This is a genomic window from Streptomyces sp. NPDC088252 (assembly GCF_044740965.1).
Taxonomy (GTDB): domain Bacteria; phylum Actinomycetota; class Actinomycetes; order Streptomycetales; family Streptomycetaceae; genus Streptomyces.
The window spans coordinates 258,594-283,239 of record NZ_JBIURS010000011.1; the positions used below are offsets into that span (position 1 = coordinate 258,594).

General features: G+C 69.3%; 23 protein-coding genes. 19 read left to right on the top strand and 4 right to left on the bottom strand.

The genetic code is table 11. The annotated features are described in order from the left end of the window. Nucleotides 1-18 precede the first annotated feature (18 nt). Complete coding sequence (locus tag ACIOHC_RS24005; protein WP_365689392.1) at nt 19-870, top strand: siderophore-interacting protein; 852 nt, start codon at nt 19-21, stop codon at nt 868-870. 115 nt (nt 871-985) lie between these two features. Here the strand turns inward: ACIOHC_RS24005 and ACIOHC_RS24010 are convergent, their stop codons facing one another. The 3 genes from ACIOHC_RS24010 to ACIOHC_RS24020 form a co-directional block, all read right to left on the bottom strand. Continuing rightward, a complete protein-coding gene (locus tag ACIOHC_RS24010) occupies nt 986-2,509 on the bottom strand; it encodes a S8 family serine peptidase (RefSeq protein WP_351080335.1) in 1,524 nt (507 codons plus the stop codon). Nucleotides 2,510-2,705: 196 nt separating this feature from the next. Next, a complete protein-coding gene (locus tag ACIOHC_RS24015; protein WP_401843889.1) occupies nt 2,706-4,337 on the bottom strand; it encodes an amidohydrolase family protein in 1,632 nt (543 codons plus the stop codon). Nucleotides 4,338-4,429: 92 nt separating this feature from the next. Next, a complete protein-coding gene (locus tag ACIOHC_RS24020) occupies nt 4,430-5,764 on the bottom strand; it encodes an amino acid deaminase (protein WP_401843891.1) in 1,335 nt (444 codons plus the stop codon). Nucleotides 5,765-5,891: 127 nt separating this feature from the next. On the opposite strand from ACIOHC_RS24020, the gene ACIOHC_RS24025 reads away from it, so the two are divergent. The 4 genes from ACIOHC_RS24025 to ACIOHC_RS24040 all read left to right on the top strand — a co-directional run bounded on the left by ACIOHC_RS24025 (nt 5,892) and on the right by ACIOHC_RS24040 (nt 9,998). Beyond that, entirely contained in the window at nt 5,892-6,944 is a 1,053-nt protein-coding gene (locus tag ACIOHC_RS24025) for a sugar kinase (RefSeq protein WP_351080330.1), read from the top strand. 73 nt (nt 6,945-7,017) lie between these two features. Then, a complete protein-coding gene (locus ACIOHC_RS24030; RefSeq protein WP_365689388.1) occupies nt 7,018-7,776 on the top strand; it encodes an IclR family transcriptional regulator in 759 nt (252 codons plus the stop codon). A gap of 6 nt (nt 7,777-7,782) precedes the next feature. After that, on the top strand, nt 7,783-8,193 hold the full coding sequence (locus ACIOHC_RS24035; protein ID WP_189545226.1) for a RidA family protein: 411 nt from the start codon (nt 7,783-7,785) through the stop codon (nt 8,191-8,193). A gap of 290 nt (nt 8,194-8,483) precedes the next feature. Then, entirely contained in the window at nt 8,484-9,998 is a 1,515-nt protein-coding gene (locus ACIOHC_RS24040; RefSeq protein ID WP_351080325.1) for a gluconate:H+ symporter, read from the top strand. Nucleotides 9,999-10,074: 76 nt separating this feature from the next. Here the strand turns inward: ACIOHC_RS24040 and ACIOHC_RS24045 are convergent, their stop codons facing one another. Continuing rightward, complete coding sequence (locus tag ACIOHC_RS24045; RefSeq protein WP_389637945.1) at nt 10,075-11,811, bottom strand: chitinase; 1,737 nt, start codon at nt 11,809-11,811, stop codon at nt 10,075-10,077. Nucleotides 11,812-12,504: 693 nt separating this feature from the next. On the opposite strand from ACIOHC_RS24045, the gene ACIOHC_RS24050 reads away from it, so the two are divergent. The 14 genes from ACIOHC_RS24050 (at nt 12,505) to ACIOHC_RS24115 (ending at nt 24,513) form a co-directional block, all read left to right on the top strand. Then, nucleotides 12,505-13,371 (top strand): hypothetical protein, encoded by an 867-nt coding sequence (locus ACIOHC_RS24050; RefSeq protein WP_351080324.1) that lies wholly within the window; start codon nt 12,505-12,507, stop codon nt 13,369-13,371. Between the two features lie 75 nt (nt 13,372-13,446). Further along, nucleotides 13,447-14,154, top strand: coding sequence for a Flp pilus assembly protein CpaB (gene cpaB, locus ACIOHC_RS24055; protein ID WP_401843897.1), 708 nt, complete (start codon nt 13,447-13,449; stop codon nt 14,152-14,154). Between the two features lie 7 nt (nt 14,155-14,161). Next, nucleotides 14,162-15,448 (top strand): AAA family ATPase, encoded by a 1,287-nt coding sequence (locus ACIOHC_RS24060; protein WP_351080320.1) that lies wholly within the window; start codon nt 14,162-14,164, stop codon nt 15,446-15,448. Nucleotides 15,449-15,463: 15 nt separating this feature from the next. Next, a complete protein-coding gene (locus ACIOHC_RS24065; RefSeq protein WP_401843900.1) occupies nt 15,464-15,925 on the top strand; it encodes a TadE family protein in 462 nt (153 codons plus the stop codon). A gap of 3 nt (nt 15,926-15,928) precedes the next feature. Next, nucleotides 15,929-16,324, top strand: a complete 396-nt coding sequence (locus ACIOHC_RS24070) for a TadE/TadG family type IV pilus assembly protein (RefSeq protein WP_401843902.1) — start codon at nt 15,929-15,931, stop codon at nt 16,322-16,324. Nucleotides 16,325-16,392: 68 nt separating this feature from the next. Then, nucleotides 16,393-17,730 (top strand): CpaF family protein, encoded by a 1,338-nt coding sequence (locus ACIOHC_RS24075; RefSeq protein ID WP_382947604.1) that lies wholly within the window; start codon nt 16,393-16,395, stop codon nt 17,728-17,730. A gap of 9 nt (nt 17,731-17,739) precedes the next feature. After that, nucleotides 17,740-18,678, top strand: a complete 939-nt coding sequence (locus tag ACIOHC_RS24080) for a type II secretion system F family protein (protein ID WP_401843904.1) — start codon at nt 17,740-17,742, stop codon at nt 18,676-18,678. 14 nt (nt 18,679-18,692) lie between these two features. Continuing rightward, nucleotides 18,693-19,580 (top strand): DUF5936 domain-containing protein, encoded by an 888-nt coding sequence (locus ACIOHC_RS24085; RefSeq protein ID WP_401843926.1) that lies wholly within the window; start codon nt 18,693-18,695, stop codon nt 19,578-19,580. A 51-nt stretch (nt 19,581-19,631) separates the two neighbouring features. Then, on the top strand, nt 19,632-20,954 hold the full coding sequence (locus ACIOHC_RS24090; protein ID WP_401843907.1) for a sensor histidine kinase: 1,323 nt from the start codon (nt 19,632-19,634) through the stop codon (nt 20,952-20,954). Between the two features lie 57 nt (nt 20,955-21,011). Next, nucleotides 21,012-22,121 carry a response regulator gene (locus ACIOHC_RS24095; protein ID WP_401843909.1) on the top strand — a complete coding sequence of 370 codons (1,110 nt, stop codon included), beginning with the start codon at nt 21,012-21,014 and terminating at the stop codon, nt 22,119-22,121. A gap of 245 nt (nt 22,122-22,366) precedes the next feature. Beyond that, complete coding sequence (locus ACIOHC_RS24100; protein ID WP_401843910.1) at nt 22,367-22,603, top strand: hypothetical protein; 237 nt, start codon at nt 22,367-22,369, stop codon at nt 22,601-22,603. Further along, complete coding sequence (locus ACIOHC_RS24105) at nt 22,600-23,205, top strand: pilus assembly protein TadG-related protein (protein WP_401843912.1); 606 nt, start codon at nt 22,600-22,602, stop codon at nt 23,203-23,205. The genes ACIOHC_RS24100 and ACIOHC_RS24105 overlap by 4 nt, the downstream gene beginning before the upstream one ends. 31 nt (nt 23,206-23,236) lie before the next feature. Continuing rightward, nucleotides 23,237-23,854: a hypothetical protein gene (locus tag ACIOHC_RS24110; protein WP_401843913.1), complete on the top strand. Its 618-nt coding sequence runs from the start codon at nt 23,237-23,239 to the stop codon at nt 23,852-23,854. Nucleotides 23,855-23,862: 8 nt separating this feature from the next. Then, nucleotides 23,863-24,513, top strand: coding sequence for an OmpA family protein (locus tag ACIOHC_RS24115; protein ID WP_401843927.1), 651 nt, complete (start codon nt 23,863-23,865; stop codon nt 24,511-24,513). Nucleotides 24,514-24,646 lie beyond the last annotated feature (133 nt).

Here is a 24,646-nt window from a genome sequence, read left to right on the forward strand (position 1 = left end):
CAGAGAGTGGGTGCCGCGATGGGTCAGGCCTTGCCCGTGTCGTACGTACGGGTCCTGGGGGTGGAGCGGATCACCCCGCGGACGGCGCGCGTCGCGTTCACCGGGGACGCGCTGGCGGAACTCCTGGAGGACCGGCCCGACCAGCAGATGAAGCTCTGTTTCCCGAGGGCGGGGCAGGGGGCGCCCCGTCTTCCGGAGCCGGACGCCGACGACATCTACGGCATGCGGTGGTACGAGGCGTACCTCGCGATCCCCGAACCGGAGCGTCCACTGATGCGGAGCTTCACCGTCCGCGCGTACGACCGCCGGAGCGGCGTGATGAGCGTCGACTTCGTGCTCCACGGGGACGACGGACCCGCCGCCCGCTGGGGCCGGGACGCGCGCCCGGGGGACGTCCTCGGCATGGTCGGTCCGTCGTCGGCGTACGCCCGGTCGCTGCCCGCCGCCGACTGGCTGTTGCTGGCCGGGGACGAGACGGCGCTCCCGGCGATCGGGACACTCCTGGAATCCCTCCCGGCCGGGGCACGGGCGGTGGCGTACGTCGAGGTCGCCGACGAGGCGGAGGAGCAGGTGCTCGCATCGCCCGGCGAGGTGACCGTCCACTGGGTGCGCCGGGACCGCGGCGAGCAGCTGGTGGACGCGGTGAGGGGCGCCGCGCTGCCCGCCGGATCCGGCGCGGCGTGGCTGGCCGGTGAGGCCGGGGCGGTACGGGCCCTGCGCCGTCATCTGGTCGAGGAGCGCGGACTGCCCAAGGAGGCCGTGGAGTTCAGCGGGTACTGGCGGGAGCGCCTCACCCAGGACGACGCCCCGACCGAGGAGGACCTGGCCTGGGCGAAGGAGCGGGCGGCGGAGGACCGGGACCCGTCCTAGTGGTCCCGCGGCTCCCGCTTCGACACACTGAGGCCCGCCGCCCGGCGGCGGGCCTCATGAAGGGGCCGCCATCGACCGAGGGAGTCGACGGCCCGGCCTCTCGTGCACCAGGCCGTTACCTCGTCACGGCGTTCAACGCGTTCACGATCCCCCGCCCGTAGAACCCGTTGTGGTTCTTCGGCCCCTTGCACACGGCGTCGATCTTGCCGTCGGAGTCGATGTCGTACGGATCCGTGCACGGCGTGGCGTCGGCCTCGGAGTACAGCAGGGCCTTCACCTGGCCGGCGGTGGCGTGCGGGTGCGTCGACCTGATGAGGGCGGCCACCCCCGCGACGTGCGGGGACGCCATCGACGTGCCCGACTTGTAGGCCCACGTGCCGCCGGGCATCGTGCCGAGGATCCCGGCATCGACGGCCGGCGCGGCCGGGGGCTGGTAGAGGATGGAGTCGCCTCCGGGCGCGGCGACGTCAACGACGTTCAGACCGTAGTTGGAGAACGACGACTTGATGCCCTTCGCGCCGGTCGCGGACACGGTCACCACACCGGGCAGCTGGGGCGGTAGGACCAAGCACTTGTGCGGGTCGATCACGCGGTCGTCCGGCGTGCCGTCGTTCGGGGAGTCGGGGTCGGTGAGGGAGTCCGCGTCCAGGTCGCGGCGCTCGTTGCCCGCGGCCGCGACGTTGACCGTGCCCTTGTGCTCCGCGTACCGCGAGGCCCGGGTGAGGGCGTCGACGAGTGCCCTCTGGTCCGGGTCGTCGAGGCAGTTGAAGTTCCAGGGGTCGGTGTAATAGCTGTTGTTGGTGACGTCCACGTGGTGTTCGGCCGCCCAGACGAAGCCGCAGACCACGGCCTCGGTGTAGATGTAGTCCGCCGGGGTGGACACCTTGATGCCGGCGACCCGCACGCCGGGCGCGACGCCGGTCATGCCGATGCCGTTCTTGGCTGCCGCGATCACACCCGCGACATGCGTGCCGTGGGCGGCGCCCTCCGACGCGCTCGGCCGCCAGGCCCCGTCCGCGGTGTTCGGCTTGCCCGAGACGCAGTTGACGGACGCCTCGCGGTCGAAGTTCGGGGCGAGGTCGGGATGGGTGTCGTCCACGCCGGTGTCGATGACGGCGACCGTGACGTCGCGGCTGCCGAGCGTCCTCTCGTGCGCCTTGTCCGCCTTGATGGCGGGCAAGTCCCACTGCGACGGCTCCAGGGGGTCCTGGCCTTCGGCCGCCTGAGCGCTCGCGACCTCCTCGGCGCTGAGCACCCGCGTCGCGCCGGTCTCGGTCGTCGACTGCGCGGCAAGGGGCGCGTTGCGGGTGACGCCGGCCGACTGCACGCCCGGAACCCTGCGGACGGTCCGGGCGAAGTCGCGGTTCGAGGAGTGGACGACGATCACGCCGATCTGGTCGTACGAGATCAGGATGGTGCCGCCCGCGTCGGCGACGGCCTTCTTCACCGTCGTGGACGGGCCTTTTCCGGTGGCGACGTTGACGATGTAGCTGAGGGAGGTCGCGTCGGCCGCCGTGGCCGTCGGGACCGCCTCGGCAGCCGACGCCGTGACGTCGGGCAGGATGGCGAGGGCGGTCGCCATGACCATCCCCAGCGGAAGGGCGACGAGGCGACGGGAGCACGTGCGCGGCGCTGTCATAGAGGTCTCCAGTTGGTTCGCGATACGGGTGGTATGACGCGTGCGGAGCCTCAACAAGTTGATCGACGGGGTCACTTGACTGTTCGCAGGGCATTGACGATGCCGAGCCATGGAACCCGTTCACGCGCCTGCCACCCGTGCAGGTCGCGCCCACGACCCGGTCGCCGTTGTGGTCGTAGGGGGCCTTCGGCCCGGATCAGCGGGTGCGGCCCGCTCCCCGAACGGCCCGGCCCGCCAGCACCTGCGTCCGGCGGCCGTCCTCGATGACGAAGCGGCCGTCGATCAGCACGTGCGGGATGCCGACGGGCAACGTACGCGGCTGCTCGAACGTCGAGCCGGCCGCCACCGTCTCCGGGTCGAAGAGGACCAGGTCGGCGCGGTAGCCCTCGCGCACGTGCCCCCGGTCGGCCAGGCGCAGCCGCTTCGCCGGGCGGGAGGTGAGGTGGGCGACGCACTCCTCCAGGGACAGGATGCCCAACTCCCTCACATACCGGCCGAGATACTGCGGGAACGTGCCGTAGGCGCGCGGATGCGGCTTGTCGCCCTGGAGGATGCCGTCGCTGCCGCCGGTGTGCACCCGATGGCGCATGATCTGCCGGACGTTCTCCTCGTGGCCCACGTGCTGGAGGATCGTCGAGCCGAGCCGGTCGTCGACGAGCAGCCGGCGCGCGGTCACCCAGGGCGCCTCGCCCCGCAGCCGGGCGGACTCGGCCACCGTACGGCCGACGTGGTCGGCGAGACCGGGCACGCTGACGCCCGAGATCTCGATGGTGTCCCACTCGATCGGCACGCCGTGGCAGCCGTCCGAGCCCAGCACCTCCAGGTGGTGCCGGATCCGTTCCGCCGTCGCGTCGTCCGCGAGCCGGGCGAGGACGGCCTCGGGCCCGCCCTCGCTCGCCCAGCTCGGCAGCATCGCGACGAGGGTCGTGCAGCCGGGGGTGTACGGGTAGGTGTCCAGCGAGATGTCCGCGCCCGCGTCGAGGGCGTCGTCGAGAAGGGCGAGGAGGTCCGGCGCCCGGCCCTCGTTCACACCGAAGTTCATGGTGGCGTGGGCGAGGTGGAGGGCGCAGCCCGCGTTCCGGGTCAGCCGCACCATCTCCGCGTACGCGTCGAGCGCCCCCGCCCCGTACGAGCGGTGGTGCGGGCAGTAGTAGCCGCCGTGCTCGGCCACCACCCGGCACAGTTCGGTGAGTTCGGCGTCGTCCGCGTACATGCCGGGGGTGTACGTGAGGCCCGAGGACATGCCGACCGCGCCGTCCGCCATTCCCTGGGCGACGAGTTCCTTCATCCGGGTCAGTTCGGCTTCGGTGGCCGGCCGGTCCTCCCAGCCCATCGCGTACATCCGGACCGTGCCCTGCGGGATGAGGTAGGCGGCGTTGACCGCGATGCCCCGGCCGTCGAAGTTGCGGTCCAGCCGGTCCAGGTACTCGCCGACCGTGCGCCAGTCGAAGTCGAGATCCGTGTCCTCGGGCGCACCGCCGTTCCAGCCGGTGATCGCCCTGCGGACCTCCGCGAGCGTCCGGTCGTCGACCGGGGCGTAGGACAGGCCGTCCTGGCCGAGGACTTCGAGCGTGACGCCCTGCGCGGCCTTGGCGCTGTGGTCCGGGTCGCGGAGCAGCGCGAGATCGCTGTGCGCGTGCATGTCGACGAAGCCGGGGGAGAGGGCGAGCCCGTCGGCGTCGAGGGTGCGGCGGGCGGTGGGGCGCGGGCCGGGTGCGTGTTCGGGGTGGATCTCGGCGATCCGGCCGTCGTCGACGGCCACGTCGGCGCGGCGGGCGGGCGTGCCGGTGCCGTCGACGACGAGGGCGTCGCGGATGACCAGGTCCATGAAGTGGGCCGCCTTTCAGCGGAGTCGAGCCCCTTCGGCGTTCGAGGGGCCGGATCCGGGTCCGGGGCCGGAGCCCCGGACCCGGGAAGGGGTCAGAAGAAGGTGCGGATGTAGTCCGTGACCGTGCCGTCCGCCTCCACCAGCGGAATCAGCTGCCACTTGTCGAAGCTCGTGCACGGATGCGACAGGCCCATCCCCACCCAGTCGCCCACTTCCAGCTCCGCGTCCGGCTCCGTGCGCAGCCAGGTGTGCTGGTCCGACAGACCGCTGACCGTGACCCCCGTCGCGGGCCGGACCGTGCCGTCGCGGCCGGACCGGACGACCTGCGCCTGCGGGAGGTCGAGGTCGTACGCCGCGTCCCGCTTGCCCGCGTTGAGGAACGCCTGCTCGGCACAGGGCCGGGAGACGACCTGCGCCCAGAGCCGGAAGGCGGGCTGGAGGGCCCCCTCCTCCGGGACGCGGTTGAACGGGGTGAGGTGGCGGTAGTGGCCGTCGTCGTGCGAGACGTACGCCCCCGAACGCAGCAGCTTGAGCACCGGGGCGGAGAGGTCCGGGATGTCCGCGAACACGTCCGCCACCGCGTCGAACCACGCGCTGCCGCCCGCGCTGATCACGATGCCGTCGGCCCCCGTCGCCGCGAACCGGCCCGCCCGGTCGAGGTCGACGGCCAGCGCGACGAGCCGGCGCAGCCACTCGCGTACCCGCTCGCCGGACGCGTCCGGCACCTCGCCCTCGTAGCCGGCCACGCCCACCAGACGCAGGGTCCCGGTGGTGGCCACCGCGGCGGCGACCGCCGCGCATTCGGCCCCGGTCCGGACGCCGGTCCGGGCGCCCTCGCCCGCGCCCAGCTCCACGACGACGTCGACGGGCCGGGAGGCGCCCGCCGCCCGCAGTGCCTCGTCCATCAGCTCCACGCCGCGCACCGAGTCGACGTAACAGATGAAGCGGAACTCCGGGTCGGCGTCCAGCTCACCGGCGAGCCAGCGCAGGGCCGCCGCGTCGACCAGCTCGTTGGCGAGGAAGATCCGCCGGATCCCGTACGCCCGGTAGACCCGTGCCTGGTGCGGCACGGCGGCGGTGATGCCCCAGGCGCCGTGCGCCAGCTGGCGGTCGAAGAGCTGCGGCGCCATGGAGGTCTTGCCGTGCGGGGCGAAGGCGAGCCCGTGGCGCTCCGCGTACGTCTCCAGGAGCGCGAGGTTGTGCTCGACCGACTCGGCGGACAGTGCGAGCACCGGGGTGGTGAAGCCGCCGGTGAAGAGGTTGCGCCGCTCGGCGGCGAGGGCGCCCACGGTCAGGCCCTCCGCGTCGGGAGGGAGCGCCTTGAAGCGGTGGTCGACCAGCTCGTCGGCAAGTCCGGCCACAGGACGGTCGGCGGCCAAGGGGGCCTCCTCGATCGAAGTAGTCGTTGCAGTATGTGCAACACCCATTGCGTATATCGCTTGACGCTGTCTAACATCCGAGCCGACGCCGGGTCAATGCCGAGAGCCGGCTCCGGCCCTCCCAGAACCGCCGCCCCGCATCACCGAAGTCCACCTACCCCGCGAGGAGCCCCGAGTGTCCGGAACCCCGGCCAGGACCGCCGAGACCGCCACGGCCGCCGAGGTCGTGTGCCTCGGCGAGTCCATGGTGACGTTCCTGCCGTCGCAGCCCGGACGCCTCGCCGACGTACCCTCCTTCGGTCGCGGCATCGGCGGCGCCGAGTCCAACGTCGCCTGCGCGCTCGCCGCGGCCGGGCACCGGACGGCCTGGGTCAGCCGGGTCGGCGCCGACGGATTCGGGGACCACCTCGTGGAGGCGATCACCGGGTACGGGGTCGACACCTCCGCCGTGCGGCGCGATCCCGACCGGCCCACCGGCATCTACTTCCGCACGGCGACGGACCGGGCCACCGAGGTGCACGAGGTCGCCTACTACCGGGCCGGGTCCGCCGCCTCCGCGATGTCCCCGGACAACGTCCCGTACGAGGCGCTGCCCACCACCCGCGTCCTGCACCTGTCCGGCATCACGGCGGCGCTCTCCGCCGACTGCCTGGCCCTGCTCCACGACCTGACGGCGCCCCGGTCCGGCCGCCCGCTGATCTCCTTCGACGTCAACCACCGCCCCGGTCTGTGGCGCGACGCCGACGCCGCCCCCGGCGTCCTCCTGGACCTGGCCCGCCGCTGCGACCTGGTCTTCGTCGGCGAGGACGAGGCGGAGGAGGCGTGGCAGGTGCACGGCGCGGACGCGATCCGCGCGGCGCTGCCCGAACCGGCGGTGCTGGTCGTGAAGCGGGGCGGCGCGGGGGCGACGGTGTTCTCGCGGACCGAGGGGGCCGACACCGTCACCACCGTCCCCGCCCTCCGTGTCGACGTCGTCGCCCCCGTCGGCGCGGGCGACGCCTTCGCCGCCGGGTTCCTCTCCGCCACTCTGCGCGCCCTCCCCGTACGCGACCGCGTCCGGCACGGCCATCTGATGGCCGCCGCCGTCCTCACCGTCCCCGGCGACCTCACCGGGCCTCCGGCCCGCGCGCACGCCGACGCCCTTGCCGCACTGGACGACGAGGCCTGGGGGAGACTTCGTCTCGGCCCCGGGTGGACGGGGCACGACCAGGAGGTACGTACGACGTGAGCGGGCGCGGAGAGCGAACGGACAAGAGGGGCGTCCCGGGCGAGGGCCGGGACGGGAACAGCGAGGCACGCACATGAGTCAGACCGTCGACCGGGCGCTGAGCATCCTGCCGCTGCTCGCCCAGGGACCCGCCGACCTCGGACAGGTCGCCGCACGGCTCGGCGTCCACAAGTCCACCGCGCTGCGCCTGCTCCGTACGCTCCACGAGCACGGACTCGTCTACCGCCAGCAGGACCAGCGCTACCGCCTCGGCGCCCGCCTCTTCGCGCTCGCGCAGGAGGCCGTCGAGAACCTCGACGTACGGGAGATCGCCCACCCCCACCTCGTCGAACTCAACGAGAGCTGCGGCCACACGGTGCATCTCGCGGTGTACGAGGAGCACGAGGTCCTCTACATCGACAAGGTCGAGAGCCGTTACCCGGTCCGGATGTACTCGCGGATCGGCAAGCCCGTCGCGATCACCGTCGCCGCCGTGGCCAAGCTGCTCCTCGCCGACCTCACCGAGCCCGAGCGGCGCGCCATCGCCGAGAAGCTCGACTACCCCATGTACACGTCCCGTTCGGTCCCGAACGCCGGTGCCTTCCTCAAGGAACTCGCCGTCGTCCGCGAACAGGGCTGGGCCACCGACCTCGGCGGCCACGAGGAGTCCATCAACTGCATCGGCGCCCCCATCCGGGGCGCCGACGGGCGGGTCGTCGCCGCGATGTCGGTCTCCGCGCCCAATGTCGTCGTCACGGCCGAGGAACTCCTCACCCTGCTCCCCCTGGTGCGCCGCACCGCCGACACCATCAGCCGGGAGTACTCCGGCACCAACCAACCTGAGAGAGCCTGAACAGCCATGACCGAGAAGATCGCCCTCACCCCGAGCACCCACACCACCCCGCCCGCGAAGTTCTCGCACGGGGTGAAGAAGGGGAACATCCTCCAGGTCGCCGGCCAGGTCGGCTTCCTCCCCGCCGTGGAGGGCCAGGCCCCCACCCCCGCCGGTCCGACGCTGCGCGAGCAGACCCTCCAGACCTTCGCCAACGTCAAGGCGATCCTGGAGGAGGGCGGCGCGAGCTGGGACGACGTGATGATGATGCGCGTCTACCTCACGGACGTCGACCACTTCGCCGAGATGAACGAGATCTACAACAGCTACTTCGCCGAGCAGAACCTCAAGGCGGCCCCCGCCGCCCGTACGACGGTCTACGTCGGCCTCCCCAAGGGCCTGCTCATCGAGATCGACGCGCTCGCGGTCCTCGGCTGATCCAGCTGATCCAGTTGCCGCACCCGCTTCACCGCACCACCGCGCACGGCACGGCGCCCCGCACCACCGGAGCGCCGTGCCGCGCTCCCCCCGCAAGGGGGTCCTGAAGATCTCGGCCGGGCTCGCGATGCCTGGCACGCGCATCTGCCGCGTTGCCGAAACGCCCTGATAGCTCCGCTGTGAGGGCACTCCGGCGCCTTGCAGCTGCACGCACCGGACCCCACTCCCTGATCCGGCCAAGATCTCCAGAACCCCCTGCCCGAAATCCCCCTTTGACGACGGAGTCGCCCATGCTGCTCGCCGCCACCCCGCAACCGGCCGAGACACCACCCCACACCGGTGGACTCCTCCTGCTCATCGACGGCACCGCCGGTCTGCTGACCGTCGCCGCCCTCGGCATCGCGCTCCTCCTCTTCCTGATCATCAAGGTCAGGCTGCAGCCCTTCGTCGCGCTGCTCGCCGTCTCCATAGCCGTCGGCCTGGGCGCCGGTCTCTCCGTCACCGAACTCTTCGGCACGGTCCAGAAGTCCGCCGCCGTCTCCGTCATCGAATCCGGCATGGGCGGCATCCTCGGCCACGTCGCGATCATCATCGGCCTCGGTACGATGCTCGGAGCGATCCTCGAAGTCTCCGGCGGGGCCGAGGTGTTGAGCGCCCGCCTGCTGAATCTCTTCGGCGAGAAGCGCGCCCCGCTCGCCATGGGCCTGACCGGTCTCATCTTCGGCATCCCGGTCTTCTTCGACGTCGGCATCTTCGTCCTCGCGCCGATCGTCTACGCCGCCGCCAAACGCCCCCAAGCTCTCGGCTCCGCTCGAGCAGGGGGGACCCCCCGCGGCAAGTCGATCCTGCTCTACGCGATGCCGCTGCTCGCGGGACTGTCGATGACCCACGCCTTCCTGCCGCCGCACCCGGGCCCGGTCGCCGCCGCCGGGCTCTTCCACGTCTCGCTCGGCTGGGTCATCCTGATGGGCGCCGTCGTCGGCATCCCGTCCGTGCTCGCCGCCTGGGGCTACGCCGCCTGGATCGGCAAGCGGATCTTCGTCGACGTCCCGCAGGACATGGTCGACGCCGCCGAGGAGGCCAGGGCCGCGGTCGTCGCCGAACAGCGGGCCGCCGGGGTCACCCCGCGCGAGGAGCCGGTCGCGCTCTCCACCGTGCTCACGATCATCGGTACCCCGCTGGTGCTGATCCTCGCCGCGACGTTCTCCTCCATCGCGCTGGACCCCTCCACTCCCCGCTCCGTCATCGAGTTCTTCGGCAACCCGTTCGTCGCCCTGACGATCGCGCTGCTGCTCGCCTACTACCTGCTGGGCATCCGCCGCGGCTGGTCCCGCAAGTCCCTCGAATCGGTGTCGACCTCCTCCCTCAAGCCGGTCGGCAACATCCTGCTGGTCGTCGGCGCGGGCGGCATCTTCGGCGCCGTCCTCAAGGGCAGCGGCATCGCGGACGCGCTCGCCGACACGTTCAACGACGTCGGTCTGCCGGTCATCCTGCTCGCCTGGCTGATCTCCGTGGTCCTGCGGGTCGCCCAGGGTTCGGCGACGGTCGCGATCGTCACCACTGCGGGCATCGTCGTCCCCCTGGTCGAGGGCCAGGACCTGTCCCAGGCGCATCTGGCCCTGATCATCATGGCGATCTCGGCCGGCTCGATCTTCGCCTCGCACGTCAACGACGGCGGCTTCTGGATGGTGTCGAAGTACTTCGGCATCTCCGAACGCGACACCCTGAAGTCCTGGACCGTCCTGGAGACGGTCCTGTCGGTGGCGGGGTTCGCCGTGGCGGCGCTGCTGAGCCTGGTGATCTAGGGTCCTTCCCCCGTACACGTGCAGCAGCGCCGCCGGGGGAGCGGCGGCGCTGCTGGTCACTGATGCCGGCCGGTGGTTACGGCAGGCCGTGCACGTGCGGGGCCACCGCGTTCGACCAGGCGTTGCCGGACTTGGCGTCCCAGTTGGTCGACCAGGTCATCGCGCCGCGCAGGCCCGGGTAGGTCTTCGAGGGCTTGAAGGTACCGCAGTTGGTGCCGGAGGCCAGGCAGTCCAGGGCCGCGTTCACGACCGAAGGGGCCACATAGCCGCTGCCCGCGCCGCTGGTGGAGGCGGGGACGCCGAGACCGACCTGCGAGGGGTCGAGGCCGCCCTCCAGCTGGATGCAGGCGAGCGCGGTGAGGAAGTCCACCGAACCCTGCGAGTAGACCTTGCCGTCGCAGCCGAGCATCGAACCGCTGTTGTAGTACTGCATGTTGACGACGGTCAGGATGTCCTTGATGTTGAGCGCCGTCTTGAAGTACTCACCCGCGGTGGACTGCATGTCGATGGTCTGCGGGGCCATCGTGATGACGAGGCCGGAGCCCGCCTTCTGCGACAGCGAGCGCAGCGCCTTGGTCATGTAGGTGGAGTTGAGCCCGTTCTCCAGGTCGATGTCGACGCCGTTGAAGCCGTACTCCTGGATGAGCGAGTAGACGGAGTCGGCGAAGTTGGTGGCGGAGGCGTCGCTGTTGACCGCGACGGACCCCTTCTCGCCGCCGACCGAGATGATGACGTTCTTCCCGGCCGCCTGCTTCGCCTTGATGTCGGCCTTGAACTGGTCGACGGTGTAGCCGTTCAGGCCCGCCGTGTCCAGGTTGAAGGTGACGGCGCCCGGCGTGGTCGTGGCGTCGGCGAAGGAGACCGCGATGATGTCGTAGTTCGCCGGTACGTCGCTGAGCTTCTGCACGGTCGCGCCGTTGTTGAAGTTCTGCCAGTAGCCGGTCACCGCGTGCTTGGGCACCGAGGTGCCCGGGTTGGGGTTGCCGCCCCCGTCCTTGGCCGTACGGCCGCTGACCGTGGCGGACTTGACGGACTCTCCGGCCGCGTTGGTGGCGGTGACGGCGAACTGGTACGCCGTGTCGGCGGTCAGACCCGTGATCGTGGCGGAGGTACCGGTGGACGTGGTGGCCTTCGACCCGTCCTTGTAGACGGTGTAGCCGGTCGCGCCGGACACCGCGTTCCAGGACAGGGACACGGAGGAGGACGTGGTCGCGCCGACCGCGAGTCCGGCGGGCGCGCCGGGGATCTCGGGCGTGGGGTCGGTGCCGCCGCCCCCGTCGGGGCCGCTGACCGAGATGTCGTCCGCGTAGTAGGCGGCCTGCCCGTACCAGCCGTGCGTGTACACCGTGACCGAGGTGGTGCTCGGGCCGGTTTTGAAGCTGGTGGTGAGCTGGGTCCAGCCGCTGGAGCCGGGGGACCAGGTCGACACGTCGGTGGTCCCGGTGCCGCTCGCGCCGAGGTACGCGTATCCGCCCTGCACCCAGGAGCTGAGCGTGTACGTCGAGTCGGGCTTCACGGCCACGGTCTGGGTGCACTTCGCGTTGTCCTGGCCGGCCGGGGTGGCCTTGAGCGCGGCGGTGCCGCTGTGCACGGGGGAGGAGACGGTGGTGCCGCTGCCGCCGGAACAGGTCCAGTTGGCGAGCCCCGACTCGAAGCCGGCGTTCTTGGCGACGTTGACGTCGGCGGCCTGTGCGCTGCCGACGAGACCGGTGGCGGTGAGCGCACCGGCCGCGAGGACGGCCATGGCACCGCCGAGGAGCGGGCGGGTGTGGCGACTGCGGGCTCTGCGGCCGCTGGCGGGGGAAGATTCCACTTTGCTGCCTCCGTGGGGGAGTTGGGAGCTGTGCGAGCTACCTCGGGGCGAGCCGGCGGGGTCGACCGGCGTGCCGGGGCTGTCCGGGGAGCGACACGGGGATGACGGGGGAGTGGACGTGAACGACGGTGGCCACCGCTGGCCGATAAACTGGTCCAGACCAATCAAGTTGTCAAGACCTCTGGCAGCGACGGCCGTGGCGGCAGCCCTCGACGGACCGCTCGCCGACGGCCCCGCCACCCGCTCGCGCCCCCCCCGCGGGGGTTCCGGAACCGCCCTGAACGGCAAATGAATTGACGTTTTGTTGACCTCGTGCGGCGCCGTGCGGGTGACGTGATCCAGATGTCCTCACAGTGACGACCCGTCCCCCGCCGGAGCGTCGTGCGGGAGGTACCACGTCCGGTCTGACGTGCGAAGACGAATTTCGGGCCGCAGGTAATCGGAAGATGGATTCGTAACACTCCGCAGTGGTACAGGAGTTAACGATTTTCGATTTGATCCGTTTTAGCACCGGGGTGCGGCCCCACTGTCCCGCAGCTGTTGTCGTACTGGCCTCCGAAAAGTGTTCTCTGCCAGGTAGGACGTGGATAAAGTGCTGATGCAGAACCGCGGAGCAGGAGCGATTGCGGCCTACGTCATGACCGGCGTTTGGCCGGAGCCGAAACGGGGAACAGCGTGCCGACCGCAATAGCAGTGACCAGTGCTGATTTGGTACTACCTCCGACCGACCAGCAGACACCGACGGCTGCCCTGCTGCAGGCTCCCGACGCCCAGGCGCTGGAGATGGCCATCGGTGACATGCACGTGCTGCTCGAACAGCACGGCTACGTCGTCGCCGTCTACCCGACCGGCATCGCGCCCGCCCACGAGCGTCGGCTGTACTCTGTGCGTTCCGTTCTGGAGAGCGACCGCATCGCGCTGCTCAAGGTGGACCTCCCCCCCTTGGGTGTCGCCGTACTCGTGCGTCAGCTGCGCCAGTTGTCCATCTGTGACTTCAGCCCTGGAGTGGTCGCCTCCGCCGCCCGGCTGCTGTCCCACTACATCCACGCGGGCGCCCTGCTGAACTCCGTCACGAAGTTCGACCGGGTGCCGGTCGACCTCAGGACGCACGCCAAGTCCTGGGTGCCCGGCTCCCAGTTCGCCGTGGTCGCGGGCCCGGAACCGCAGCTGGTCAAGGTCGGTCCGAAGGCCGACCCGCCGACCGGCCCGGAATTCGCCACCCACCTGCTGACCGCCAAAGGGCAGTCGCAGTCCGAGTGGGTGAAGCAGACCCTCGCGCCCGCGTGGCAGGTCCAGTCCATTCACGAGGCCGCGCTTCCCTCCGGCTCCCCCGCATGGTGGGGAACCGGGAAACTGGTGGAATTCGCGGCCTATCTGCCAGACATCTCCGTCCTGTACCAATTGGTGTCCTCCGTGCGTCGCGAGAACTGCCACTGGTGCGGAATGGAACTCATCGGTGACCGCTGCGGGTTCTGCTCCTCCCCGCTACCCGCGGCCGAGAACCGAATGCACTCCGCCGGTGTCCTCAGCCAGGGAGCGCTCGCACCACCGCAGTCCTAGCGCTTCCGCTTTCCTCCGTAGACGCCCTCCTGTCCGCTGCCCCACGCATCCGATTCGAACGAGGTTGTCCGGCCCATGAACTCCCGCCAGCGCCGCGGCGTGATACTCCTGCTCCTGTCGGTTCTGTGCGCCTTCGGCGCCTTCGCCGGCGTGCTCTCGGTGATCAGCGACGTCAACACCAAGGTCGGGCCCGAAGTCTCGGCCTACCAGCTGAAGTCCGATGTGGCGCCCTACACCGCCCTGTCGTCCGGGCAGTTCGAGAAGATCTCGATGCCCAAGCGCTGGCTCTCCACCAACGCGGTGACCGACCTCTCCGAGGTGAGCGGCAAAATCGCCGTCACCCAGCTGCGCAAGGGCTCCCTGCTCCAGTCCGACATGATGCAGAAGCGCCCCGCACTGCAGCCCGGGGAACAGGAGATCGCCATCATGATCGACGCCGCCACCGGCGTCGCGGGCAAGATCACCCCCGGTGCCACGGTCAACATCTACGCCACCTTCGCCGGTGAGCGTGACGGCGACCCCTCCCAGTCGAAGGTCATCGTCTCCAACGCCAAGGTGCTGGACGTCGGCAAACTGACGGCCCTGGAGCCCAGCCGCGACGGCAAGTCCAACATGGGCACCGAGGCCGTCCCGATCACCTTCGCGCTCAACACGCTCGACACCCAGCGCATCGCCTACGCCGAGTCCTTCGCGGCTCATGTACGCCTCGCGCTCCTGGCCTCCGGCAGCGACAGCACCATCCGTCCGGGCGACCGCACCTACACGCTCGACAAGGACAAGTGAGGATCGCATGACCACCAGGATCCTCCCGGCCGTCGGTGACGTCGACGCGGCCAGATCCGTCACCACCCTGCTCAGCCAGCTCCCCGACGCGGAACCGGCCGCACCGGTCGGCGACTCGACCCAGCTCATCGACACTCTCGCCCGGCTCGCGGGCGAGTCGCTCGACGAACTGCCCGAGGTCGTGCTGGTCCACGAGCGGATCGGCCCGGTGCCGGCACTGGAACTGATCCGGGAGGTCTCCCTGCGCTTCCCCGCCATCGGGGTCGTGCTGATCACCGCCGACGTCACCCCCGGCCTGTTCGCCTCCGCGATGGAGTCGGGCGCGCGAGGTGTCATCACCCTGCCCCTGAGCTACGAGGAACTGGCCAGCCGGGTCCAGTCCGCCGCCCAGTGGTCCGTCGGCGTCCGCCGCCACCTGAGTACCGGGGCCGATGTCTTCACCGGCCCCGGCGGTACGGTCATCACGGTCAGCGGCGCCAAGGGCGGCGTCGGAGCCACCGTCACCGCCGTACAACTCGCCCTGGCGGCCCAGGCGTCCGGGCGTTCCGTCGCCCTGGTCGACCTGGACCTCCAGGCCGGTGACATCGGCTCGTACCTCGATGTGCAGTTCCGGCGCTCCATCGTCGACCTGTCGGCGATCACCGACATCTCGCCGCGCGTCCTCTCCGACGCCGTGTTCAGCCATGGCACCGGCCTTGCGCTGCTGCTGGCCCCGGGTGAGGGCGAGAGCGCCGAGGAGGTCAGCGACCGCTCGGCCCGGCAGATCGTCAGCGCCCTGCGTTCGCGCTACGAGGTCGTGGTGATCGACTGCGGCAGCCAGCTCCAGGGCGCCAGCGCCGCGGCCATCGAGATGGCCGACACGGCGCTGCTGGTCACCACACCCGATGTGATCGCGGTGCGCGGCGCCAAGCGCCTCGTCCGCATGTGGGACCGGCTCCAGATCCGGAAGGCCGAGGAGACGGTCACCGTCGTCAACCGCTTCATCCGCAACACCGAGATCCAACCGCAGCTGATCGAGAAGATCACCGGCACCAGCACGGCCAACACCGCGATTCCGGCGAACTTCAAGGAACTCCAGGCCGTCGTCGACGCCGGCCGGCTGCACGAACTCGACTCCAAGAGCACGGTCAAACAGGCCCTCTGGGCCCTTGCGGGCGAGCTCGGCGTCGTCAAGGTTCCTGAGAAGGCGGAAAAGAACGGCGCGAAGAGCGGCGCGAAGTTCAAGAACGACCGAGGCTCGATCGGGCGTCGACGCGACCGCGGCAGCGACTCCCGGAACCGGCCGACGACCTAGGGGGCAAGTTGACCAATGGCATTTACCGAGACGAAAGACACGGAGATACAGGGAAGGCGTTACGGTGACGCCGCCCGGGCGCGGGGCGGAATCCGCGTCCGCCTCTTCAGCCGGGGGCGCGACCGCGGCCAGACCGCGATCGAGTTCCTCGGCGTCACACCGCTGATCATCCTGCTGATGATCGCGCTCTGGCAGTGCGCGCTGATCGGCTACACGTTCTCCCTGGCGGGGAACTCGGCGGACGAGACGGCGCACAAGGGGGCCATCTCGCAGGGCCTGCGGTTCACGGAGTGCCGGAAGACGGCCGAGCAGCACCTGCCGAAGGCCTGGCGCAACGGGTTGAAGTCGGTGAAGTGCCGTTCCAAGTCCGGCATGTACACGGCCGAGGTCAAGCTCCAGGTACCGGTCCTGGTGCCCGGCATCCTCAACTGGAAGTTCCCGGTCACCGGCAACGCGGCGTTCCCGATGGAGGGCTGAGCGATGAGCAAGCGCGCGCACACACCCGGCCGGACGGCCGCTACCACCACTCGTCGTGAGCGCGGCCAGGTCGCCATCGAGTATCTGGGCTTCATCCCCCTGCTGCTCCTGGTCGGCCTCCTCGCGATCCAGGCGGGCCTCGCCGCGTACGCCGCCAACCAGGCGGGGACCGGGGCCCGGGCGGGAGCCCGTATGGCCAGCATGTCGACGGGTGGCTGCGACGAGCAGGCAGCCAAGGATGCGATGAGCGGCTGGACCGCCGACCGGGCCGACGTCTACGAGCCCTCCTCCTCCTTCGACGAGGTCACCTGCACCGTCAGCGTCGACGTGCCCAACATCATCCCGGGCGTCCATATCTGGGGTCCGGCCGAACGCAGTTCCACGATGCCCCGCACCTGACCCCTGCGGCGCACGCGCCGCTGCTTCACCAGCGGCTCAACAAGCAAGTCGGAACGAGGAGTTACGGAATGAGTCTGCGGGCACGCATGACCGCCCCCGAGAAGAACGGCGGGGGGCGGGAGGACAGCCACATGGTGGCCACCTACCGCGCCAAGCTGCTCGAAGAGATCGACCTGGCGGAGATGTCCTCGCTCGCCGCCGCAGACCGGCGGGCCCGGCTGGAGCGCGTACTCAGCCACATCATCAGTCGTGAGGGACCGGTCCTCTCGACTGTCGAACGCACCCAGCTGATCCGCCGGGTCGTCGACGAGGCCCTCGGTCTCGGCATTCTCGAACCGCTCCTCGAAGACGCGTCCATCACCGAAATCATGGTGAACGGACCGGACCAGATCTTCGTCGAGCGCAGCGGCAAGGTCGAACAGCTCCCGATGCGCTTCAGTTCGCACGAACAGCTGATGCAGACCATCGAGCGCATCGTCTCGACCGTCAACCGCCGCGTCGACGAGTCGAACCCCATGGTTGACGCGCGTCTACCCAGTGGTGAGCGTGTCAACGTGATCATCCCGCCGCTGTCGCTGAGCGGTGCGACGCTCACCATCCGACGGTTCCCGAGGGCCTTCACGCTCCAAGAGATGATCAACGTCGGCTCGCTCGACGAGCAGATGCTGATCCTGCTCTCCGGACTCGTCCAGGCCAAGCTGAACGTCATCGTCTCCGGTGCCACCGGTACCGGGAAGACGACACTCCTCAACGCGCTCTCCGGCCTCATCCCCGACAGCGAGCGCATCGTCACCATCGAGGACTCCGCGGAGCTCCAGCTCCAGCAGAGCCACGTGATCCGGTTGGAGTCCCGCCCGGCGAACGTCGAGGGGAAGGGCCAGATCACCATCCGTGACCTGGTCCGCAACTCCCTGCGTATGCGCCCCGACCGCATCGTCGTTGGTGAGGTCCGTGGCGGTGAATCGCTCGACATGCTCCAGGCGATGTCGACCGGTCACGACGGCTCGCTCGCCACGGTCCACGCCAACAACGCCGAGGACGCGCTCATGCGTCTGCAGACTCTGGCCTCGATGTCAGAGATCAAGATCCCGTTCGAAGCACTGCACGATCAGATCAACAGCGCCGTCGACGTCATCGTCCAGCTCACCCGTCACGCCGACGGCTCCCGAAAGATCACGGAGATCGCCGTCCTCGACTCGCACGGCCGCGATCCCTACCGCATCGTGACCGTCGCCCGGTTCGACGCCCAGCCGATGGACGCCGACGGGCGGATCAACGGCGAGTTCAACTACCTCCCGCTCCCGCGCAAGATCGCCGAGCGTCTCTACATGGCCAGCCAGCCCATCCCGCAGGCCTTCGGGGTCGCCGAATCCGCCGAACAGCTCGCCACCCGAGAGGCCAACTAGGACCGCGCCATGACGAATCTCCCTCTTCTCACGATCGGCGTCACGCTGCTCGCCGGTGTCACCGGCGTCGCGGGTCTGCACGCCTACAGCGGCGGCAAGGCCGACCGGGACGCCCTGGTGGACCGCCTCTCCCACACCGGCCACATCCCGGAAGCCGGGCGCCGCCGCCGCTTCCGAGGGCTCGACAGCAGGCTGCGCAAGACCGGCCTGGGCCGGAAGCTCGAACTGAAGCTGGCCGCCACCGGCCTCGACATCACACCGGGCGAATTCTTCGTCTACGCGCTTGCCGCCATGGCCGGCCTCTGGATGATCGCCTCGTCCCTGCTCGCCAGCTTCTTCGGCCCGGTGGCCGCCCTCATCGGTCTCTGGGGCACCAACGCCTTCCTGAACTGGCAGCGGACCAAGCGCACCGAGCGCTTCATCAACCAGCTCCCCGAGCTCGCCCGTATCCTCGCCAACGCCACCCAGGCCGGCCTCGCGCTGCGTACGTCCATCAGCATGGCGGCCGACGAGATGGAGGACCCGGCGGGCGAGGAACTGTCCCGGGTCTCCCGACGCCTCGCCGTCGGCGAACCCCTCGAAGACGCGATGAGCGAACTGACCGACCGGCTGCCGTCCCGTGAACTCGTCGTTCTCGTCACGACCCTCGTCCTGTCCAACCGGGCCGGCGGTACGGTCGTCAGCTCCCTGCGCAACCTCACCGAGACCCTGGAGGAGCGCAAGGAGACCCGGCGCGAGGTCAAGACCCAGCTCTCCCAGGTCACCGTCACCGCCTATGCCGTCCCGATGTTCGGCCTGGGCGCCATGCTCCTGATGAACGCGGTCATGCCCGGCGCCCTCGACCGTATGACCGGCGCCTTCATCGGGCAGGCCGCGGTGATCATCTCCATCGCCCTGTACGCGATCGGATTCATCGTGATCCGCCGCATGTCCCGGATCGACGTCTGATGGGCGGGGCGTACATGGACCTGCTGCTCGCCGGGGTCATGGGTCTGGCGGTCTACGGGATCATCGCCGGCATCCGCATGTACCGGCGCGACGCGAAACTCCCCGGCGACCTCGCGATCGCCCTGGAGGTCGGTTCCACCCGCACCAGTGCGGTCGGCTCAGGCATCGACCGGCTGGGCATGCGCTGGGCCCCCATGGTGCTGCGGATGATGGGCCCCAAGGCCGTCAACAAGAAGCGCCGCCAGATCGACCTGGCTGGCAACCCGGGTGGCCTGACCATCGACCGCTACGCAGCCCGCCGCGCCGTCTACGGCGGCCTCGGCGCGCTCGGCGCCTTCACGATGCTCATGCGCGGCCAGATCTTCCTCGCTCTGCTGCTGATCGCCTTCGGCCTCTTCTGGGTCGAGGTCGGCATCTGGTCGGCGGTCCGCGTCCGCCGCGACCATATCGACCGGACGCTGCCCGACTTCCTCGACGTCCTGGCTGTCGTTGTCTCGGCAGGCCTCGGCTTCCGCCAGGCGCTGGGACGCGTCGCCGAGAAGTACGAGGGCCCGTGGGCCGACGAACTTCGCATCACCCTGCGCCAGATGGACATGGGCGTCAGCCGCCGCGAGGCCTTCGAGCAGCTGCGCAAGCGCAATGACTCGGAGCAGGTCGCCATGTTCGTGACCACGCTCCAGCAGGGCGAGGAGCTCGGTGCGCCGATCGTCGAGACGCTGATCCAGATCGCCAACGACATGCGCCGTACCGACGCCCAGAACGCCCGCCGGAAGGCGGCCAGGGCCGTTCCCAAGGCGACCTTTGCGGTCACGACCTTCCTGCTTCCCGGAACGCTGGTGCTGCTGACGGTCGGCTTTGTCTACGGAGCCAACATCGACTTCGGCTTCCTCGCGGGCGGATGATGTGAACGAGGCGGACGGTGGACAGATCGGTCGGAGGGAGGTGACAGGCTCATGTCGTTCCAACTCGGCAGCATCCATTCCGGACTGAATGCGGAGGTACGTCAGGCGATCGCCGATCCCGGATCCCGCCCGGCTTTCGCCATCCAGCTGAATGCGCTCCAGGCGATGTGTCGGCAGGTCTTCGGATTCCGGCTCGCCATGATCGCCATCGCCACCCCGTTCGCGCTCGGCCACACCGCCTCGGGCCTGGCCTCCTGGTTGATCGGCTCCGCCATTCTCGTCACGTTCATGGGCTCGTACGTCCTGTTCCGCGACTGGGAACGCTTCGGTCCCGTCCTGTTGCGCCACTCCTGGTTGCTCGGCATAGACGCCTTCTTCGGCGCCCTTCTTCTCGTCACCGCCGGTCCCGAGTCCACCCTCGCGTACGTCACCGTGTGCACCCCGCTGCTGGCCGGACTCGTCTCCGGCTGGCGAGGCGCGGCGGTGTTCGCTGCGCTCCAGACAGTCATCGTCCTCGGCGTGTACAACACCGACCCGAAGCTGCAACCCGCCGATGCCACGGCGGTCCTCCTCCCCGGCTTCTGCATCATCGCGGGCGCCGTCGGAGTCACCCTGCGCAACCTGCTTCTCCGCTTCGGTACGGCCAGCCAAGCCCTCACGGAGACCCGGGCCCGTCTCGCGGTCAGTGAGGCCGTGGAGGGCGAACGCACCCGCCTCGCTCGGGAGATGCACGACTCGGTCGCCAAGACCCTGCACGGCCTCGCGCTGGCCGCCGACGGCCTGGCCGGCTCGTCCGACCGCATGGACCCGCTCACCGTCAAACACCAGGCCGAACTGGTCGCCCGCGCCGCCCGCCGCGCCGCCGCCGAATCCCGGGAACTCCTTTCGGACCTGCGACGCGAGTCCGGGCTGGACGGCGGAGTGGACGTCGTACGCGAACTACGGGCCCGCGCCGCCGACTTCACGCAACGTCACGCGCTCACGGCCACCTTCCGCCTTCTCAACGAGACACCGGTCCCCAACGTCCCGCAGGCGGTCGCGCGCCAGCTGCTCACCGTCGCCTCCGAAGCGATGGAGAACGCCCACCGCCATGCCCAACCCACCTACCTCGTCGTACTGGTCGGCGTGAAGGGCGATGTCCTGCGCGTCAGCGTGTACGACGACGGGCGCGGCCTGCCCGCAGGTACCACGCTCGACGACCTTCGGCACGCCGGGCACTTCGGCCTCGTCGGCATGGTCGAACGGGCGGCGTCCATCGGCGCCCGCATCCGTATCGGAAAGGGCCAGGCGGCCAAGGGCACCGAAGTACGCCTGGAACTCCCGATCGCCGCTCTCAGTACTGCGCCCGCTCCAGACGCACTACCAGTGAACTGATCAGCTCAGTACCACCCCACCCTCACCCCCCCATAGAACCCTGAGAGGAGGTCGCAGATGCCGGACGATGTCTCCCGCGCGTCGGGCCAGAACTGGGCCGCACAGAATCACGCCTCCCAGCACACGTCCTCGCACGTCACCCCGCTCAACTCGGAACCGAGCTCCCACGCGTTCCCGGTTCCCGCTCCCGTCTCCCAGCAGTCCGCGGCATCCGAGTCCCTGCCTCCCTTCCCGGGGCCTCCGCCGGCGCCCGTCCCCGGCGCCCTTCGGGTTGTCGTCGCCGACGACAACCCAGTGGTCCGGGCCGGCCTGGGCGTCCTGCTCTCCGGCCGGGACGATATCGAGGTCGTGGCCGAGGCCACGGACGGCCGCCAGGCATATGACAAGGCCGTCACACACCGCCCGGACGTCGTCCTGCTCGACGTCCGCATGCCCGGCGTCGACGGCATATCCGCCCTGCCTCACCTCGTACAGGTCGCACCCGTCATGATGCTGACCTACAGCCGCGAGAGCGAGATCGTCCACGAGGCGCTCCGCCTGGGTGCGAGCGGCTATCTGGTCCACGGCGAGTTCACAGCCGACCAGCTGGTGCAGGCCGTGCGCGACACCAGAGACGGCCGCGCCCACTTCACCGCCACTGCGGCCAACGCCCTCCTCGCCCATATGCGTCAGGACCCCGGACCGCAGGGACGGCCGCTCCCGGAAGGACTCGGCGCCGCACTGACCACGGGTGTTCCCTACCCGGAGCTCGGCTACGACGGCCACGGTCCGACTCCGGTTCAGCAACACGGTGCGCCTGCACATGCACCGAAGCCCGAACCGGCTCCACCTGCGGCGCGACCAGCCCAAAGAGCACAGGGTCTTTCGCAACTGCAACCAGTTGTGGCACAGTCTTCCATGACCGGGGGGCCGGGTGTGGCTCTCAACCGGCAGCAATACGGGCTGAGTTCGCGGGAGGTGGAGGTCATGGAGCTGATCGCGTCCGGCATGAGCAATCAGCAGATCGCCGCCACCTGCTTCATCAGCGAGAAGACGGTCAAGAACCACATCAATCGCATCTTCACGAAGTTGCACAGCACCACTCGCAGCGAGGCCATCGCCCGCTGGCTCGGTACGGCCCCCGCGACGGGCCCAGGGGCGCGCGGGGGTGGAGGGCGTCGTGGCTGAGCGGGAGAGCAGGACTGCCGTGGTGCGTGCGGGGCGTGGGGCCCGGCACGTACCGGCGTCACAGGCCCAACTGCCGCTTTGGGCCCGGGAATGGGCCCTGGGACCCTCCGGCGAGCAGGGTGTGCCGCCGTATGTTTCTCATGTCGCCAGCGGGTCCGGCCAGGAGGAAGCCGGAACCGCGGGCGGCACCCAAAAAACGTGCGAGACGGCCGGCTACCGGTCGGCCGAACCCGGAGGGGAACACCATGTCGAACATCACCCTGAAGACCGCCGTCCGCGTCAACGGATGGGCCAACACCGCGGTCAGTGCGATCCGGAAGCGTTACGAGGCCAAGGACCGCGGCCAGACGGCGTTCGAGTACCTGGGCATCATCCTGGTGGTCGTGGCGATCATCGGCGCGATCATGGCGACGGGTATCGGTGGCGCGATCTCGACCCGCATCTCCGGCCTGGTGGACTCCATCACCTCGGGGGGCAAGTGATCGGACGTAGCCGCCGCGATGCAGGGCAGGCCTTCCCCATCTATGTAGTGATGGTGGCGGGCCTGCTCTTCCTCGTGTTCGCATTCTTTGCCGTCGGCAAGGCAGCGGCCTTGCGCAATGGATCTCAGGGTGCTGCGGACGCCGCAGTTCTGGCTGCGGCCAACGAGGCACGTAAGAATTACGAGACGGGATTCCTTGCCTCGCTGCCGGAGGACTTGCTCGACCAGTACCTGGAGAGTCATCCGGTCATCGGCTGCCCTGCGGCGCAGGGGCTTGCGTCTGCGAACCAGGCGGATGTCACGTTCTGCCAGGAGACCCTTGGTGGCTATCGCGACCGCATCACGGTGGACGTCGAGGGCCGCAAGACCGTCAACTCGTCGGTGCTCCCCGGTTCGGAGAAGACGACCGCGAAGGCCACAGCCACAGCCGAGATCGAGTTCCGCTGCAAGTGGAGATCTGTGGACCTCAACCATGACAGCATCCGGGACATCTTCTTCTTCACCTGCAAGGGTGGCGGTTTCCTTGAGATCCGGCCCAGCAGCCCCCCACCCTGGTCCGAGGTGAGCAAGATTCTCTACGACGTGCACCTGGTCGGCAATTGACGGCGAACGACGAGTAAAGGAATCAGAACCCATGAGCATTCGGCGCTCCACCAAGTCCCGAAGGGCAGTGGCAGCCGTCTCGCTGGCGGCGGCACTAGCCCTGGCCGTCGTTGGTTGCGGCACTGATGGCGGTGGCGGAAAGACCAACGACGCTGGTTCGTCACCATCCTCCACGCCGTCCAAGCCCTCGGAAGAGGGCAAGGGCGCAAAGCAGGAGGACACGGCTGCCGGCGAGAATGTGGACCCGAATGCAAAACTTGCCCAGGTCAATGGGCGTGATGGGCTGAGCCTCGTCGTGAACGAGGTAAAGCGCGACAACGGTGGGTTCGTTACTGTCAGTGGTGTGATCAAGAATGACGGTGACGAGGCCAGCAGTGGCTCCCAGTGGTCGGGGAGCGAGAGTGCCATCGTGGCCAAGAATCCGAATTCCGTAGCAGGCGCGACACTTGTGGACAAGGTCGGCAAGAAGCGCTACTACATTCTTCGGGACACGGATGGGCGATGCCTCTGCACGACCGGGCTGACAGCGATTCCTTCCGGAAAGTTCGTCTCTGTCTTCATGCAGTTCCCGGCTCCTCCCGCCACCAGCACTGAGGTCGACTTCACGCTGCCGACCTTTGCCACTGCCTCGCTGAAGATTTCTGGGTGATGACTGACATGACCCACGCCCTGACACGTCGCAGGCCGACGCGGATTGCGGGCCATGTCGTCGCAGCCGCGTTGCTTACGGCAAGTGCCACTTTCCTGGGGGTGTCGAACGCGATCGCCGACGACGGCCCCAGTATGCCGCCCGGCACCGAGGCGACATCGGTTCCTCCGGTCAAAATCGACCCCAGCGACCCTGACCTGAAGATGCCCGAAGGCGGCACACTTGCCCCCGTCAAGGTTCTCGACATCGTTCAGGTCGTCGAGGACATGGGTGGCGATGAGCGCCGCGAGGACAGCAACGCGAACATCAAGTTCGCGCTCCAGGCCGAGGTCCTCTTCGGCAAGGACAGTGCCAAACTGAGCTCCGCCGCCAACTCCCGTATCGCGGCCATCGCCGCGGAGATCAAGAAGCAAAACGCCACCAAGGTGCGCGTCTTCGGCTTCACCGACAACCTCGGTTCAGCTGCCCACGGTGACGTGCTGTCCAAGCAGCGTGCCAACGCCGTGCAGTCGGTGCTGGTCAAGGAGCTGGGCTCGAACGTCGCCTTCGATATTCGGGGTTACGGCGAGCAGTACCCGATTGCGAACAACAGCACGGAAGAAGGCCGCAAGAAGAATCGCCGCGTGGAGGTCTCCTTCCCGCGTGGTGGATCTTCCTGAGGTCCCACACCACACACAACAGGGGCCCGGTACCGCGTGCTTGGGTTCTAGGGGTCTTCGCAACACCGCCTGGTTTTAGGTGGTGAGTAGATCACGTAGACGCTCGGCTGGGGTATCCCAGTCGAGCGTCTTG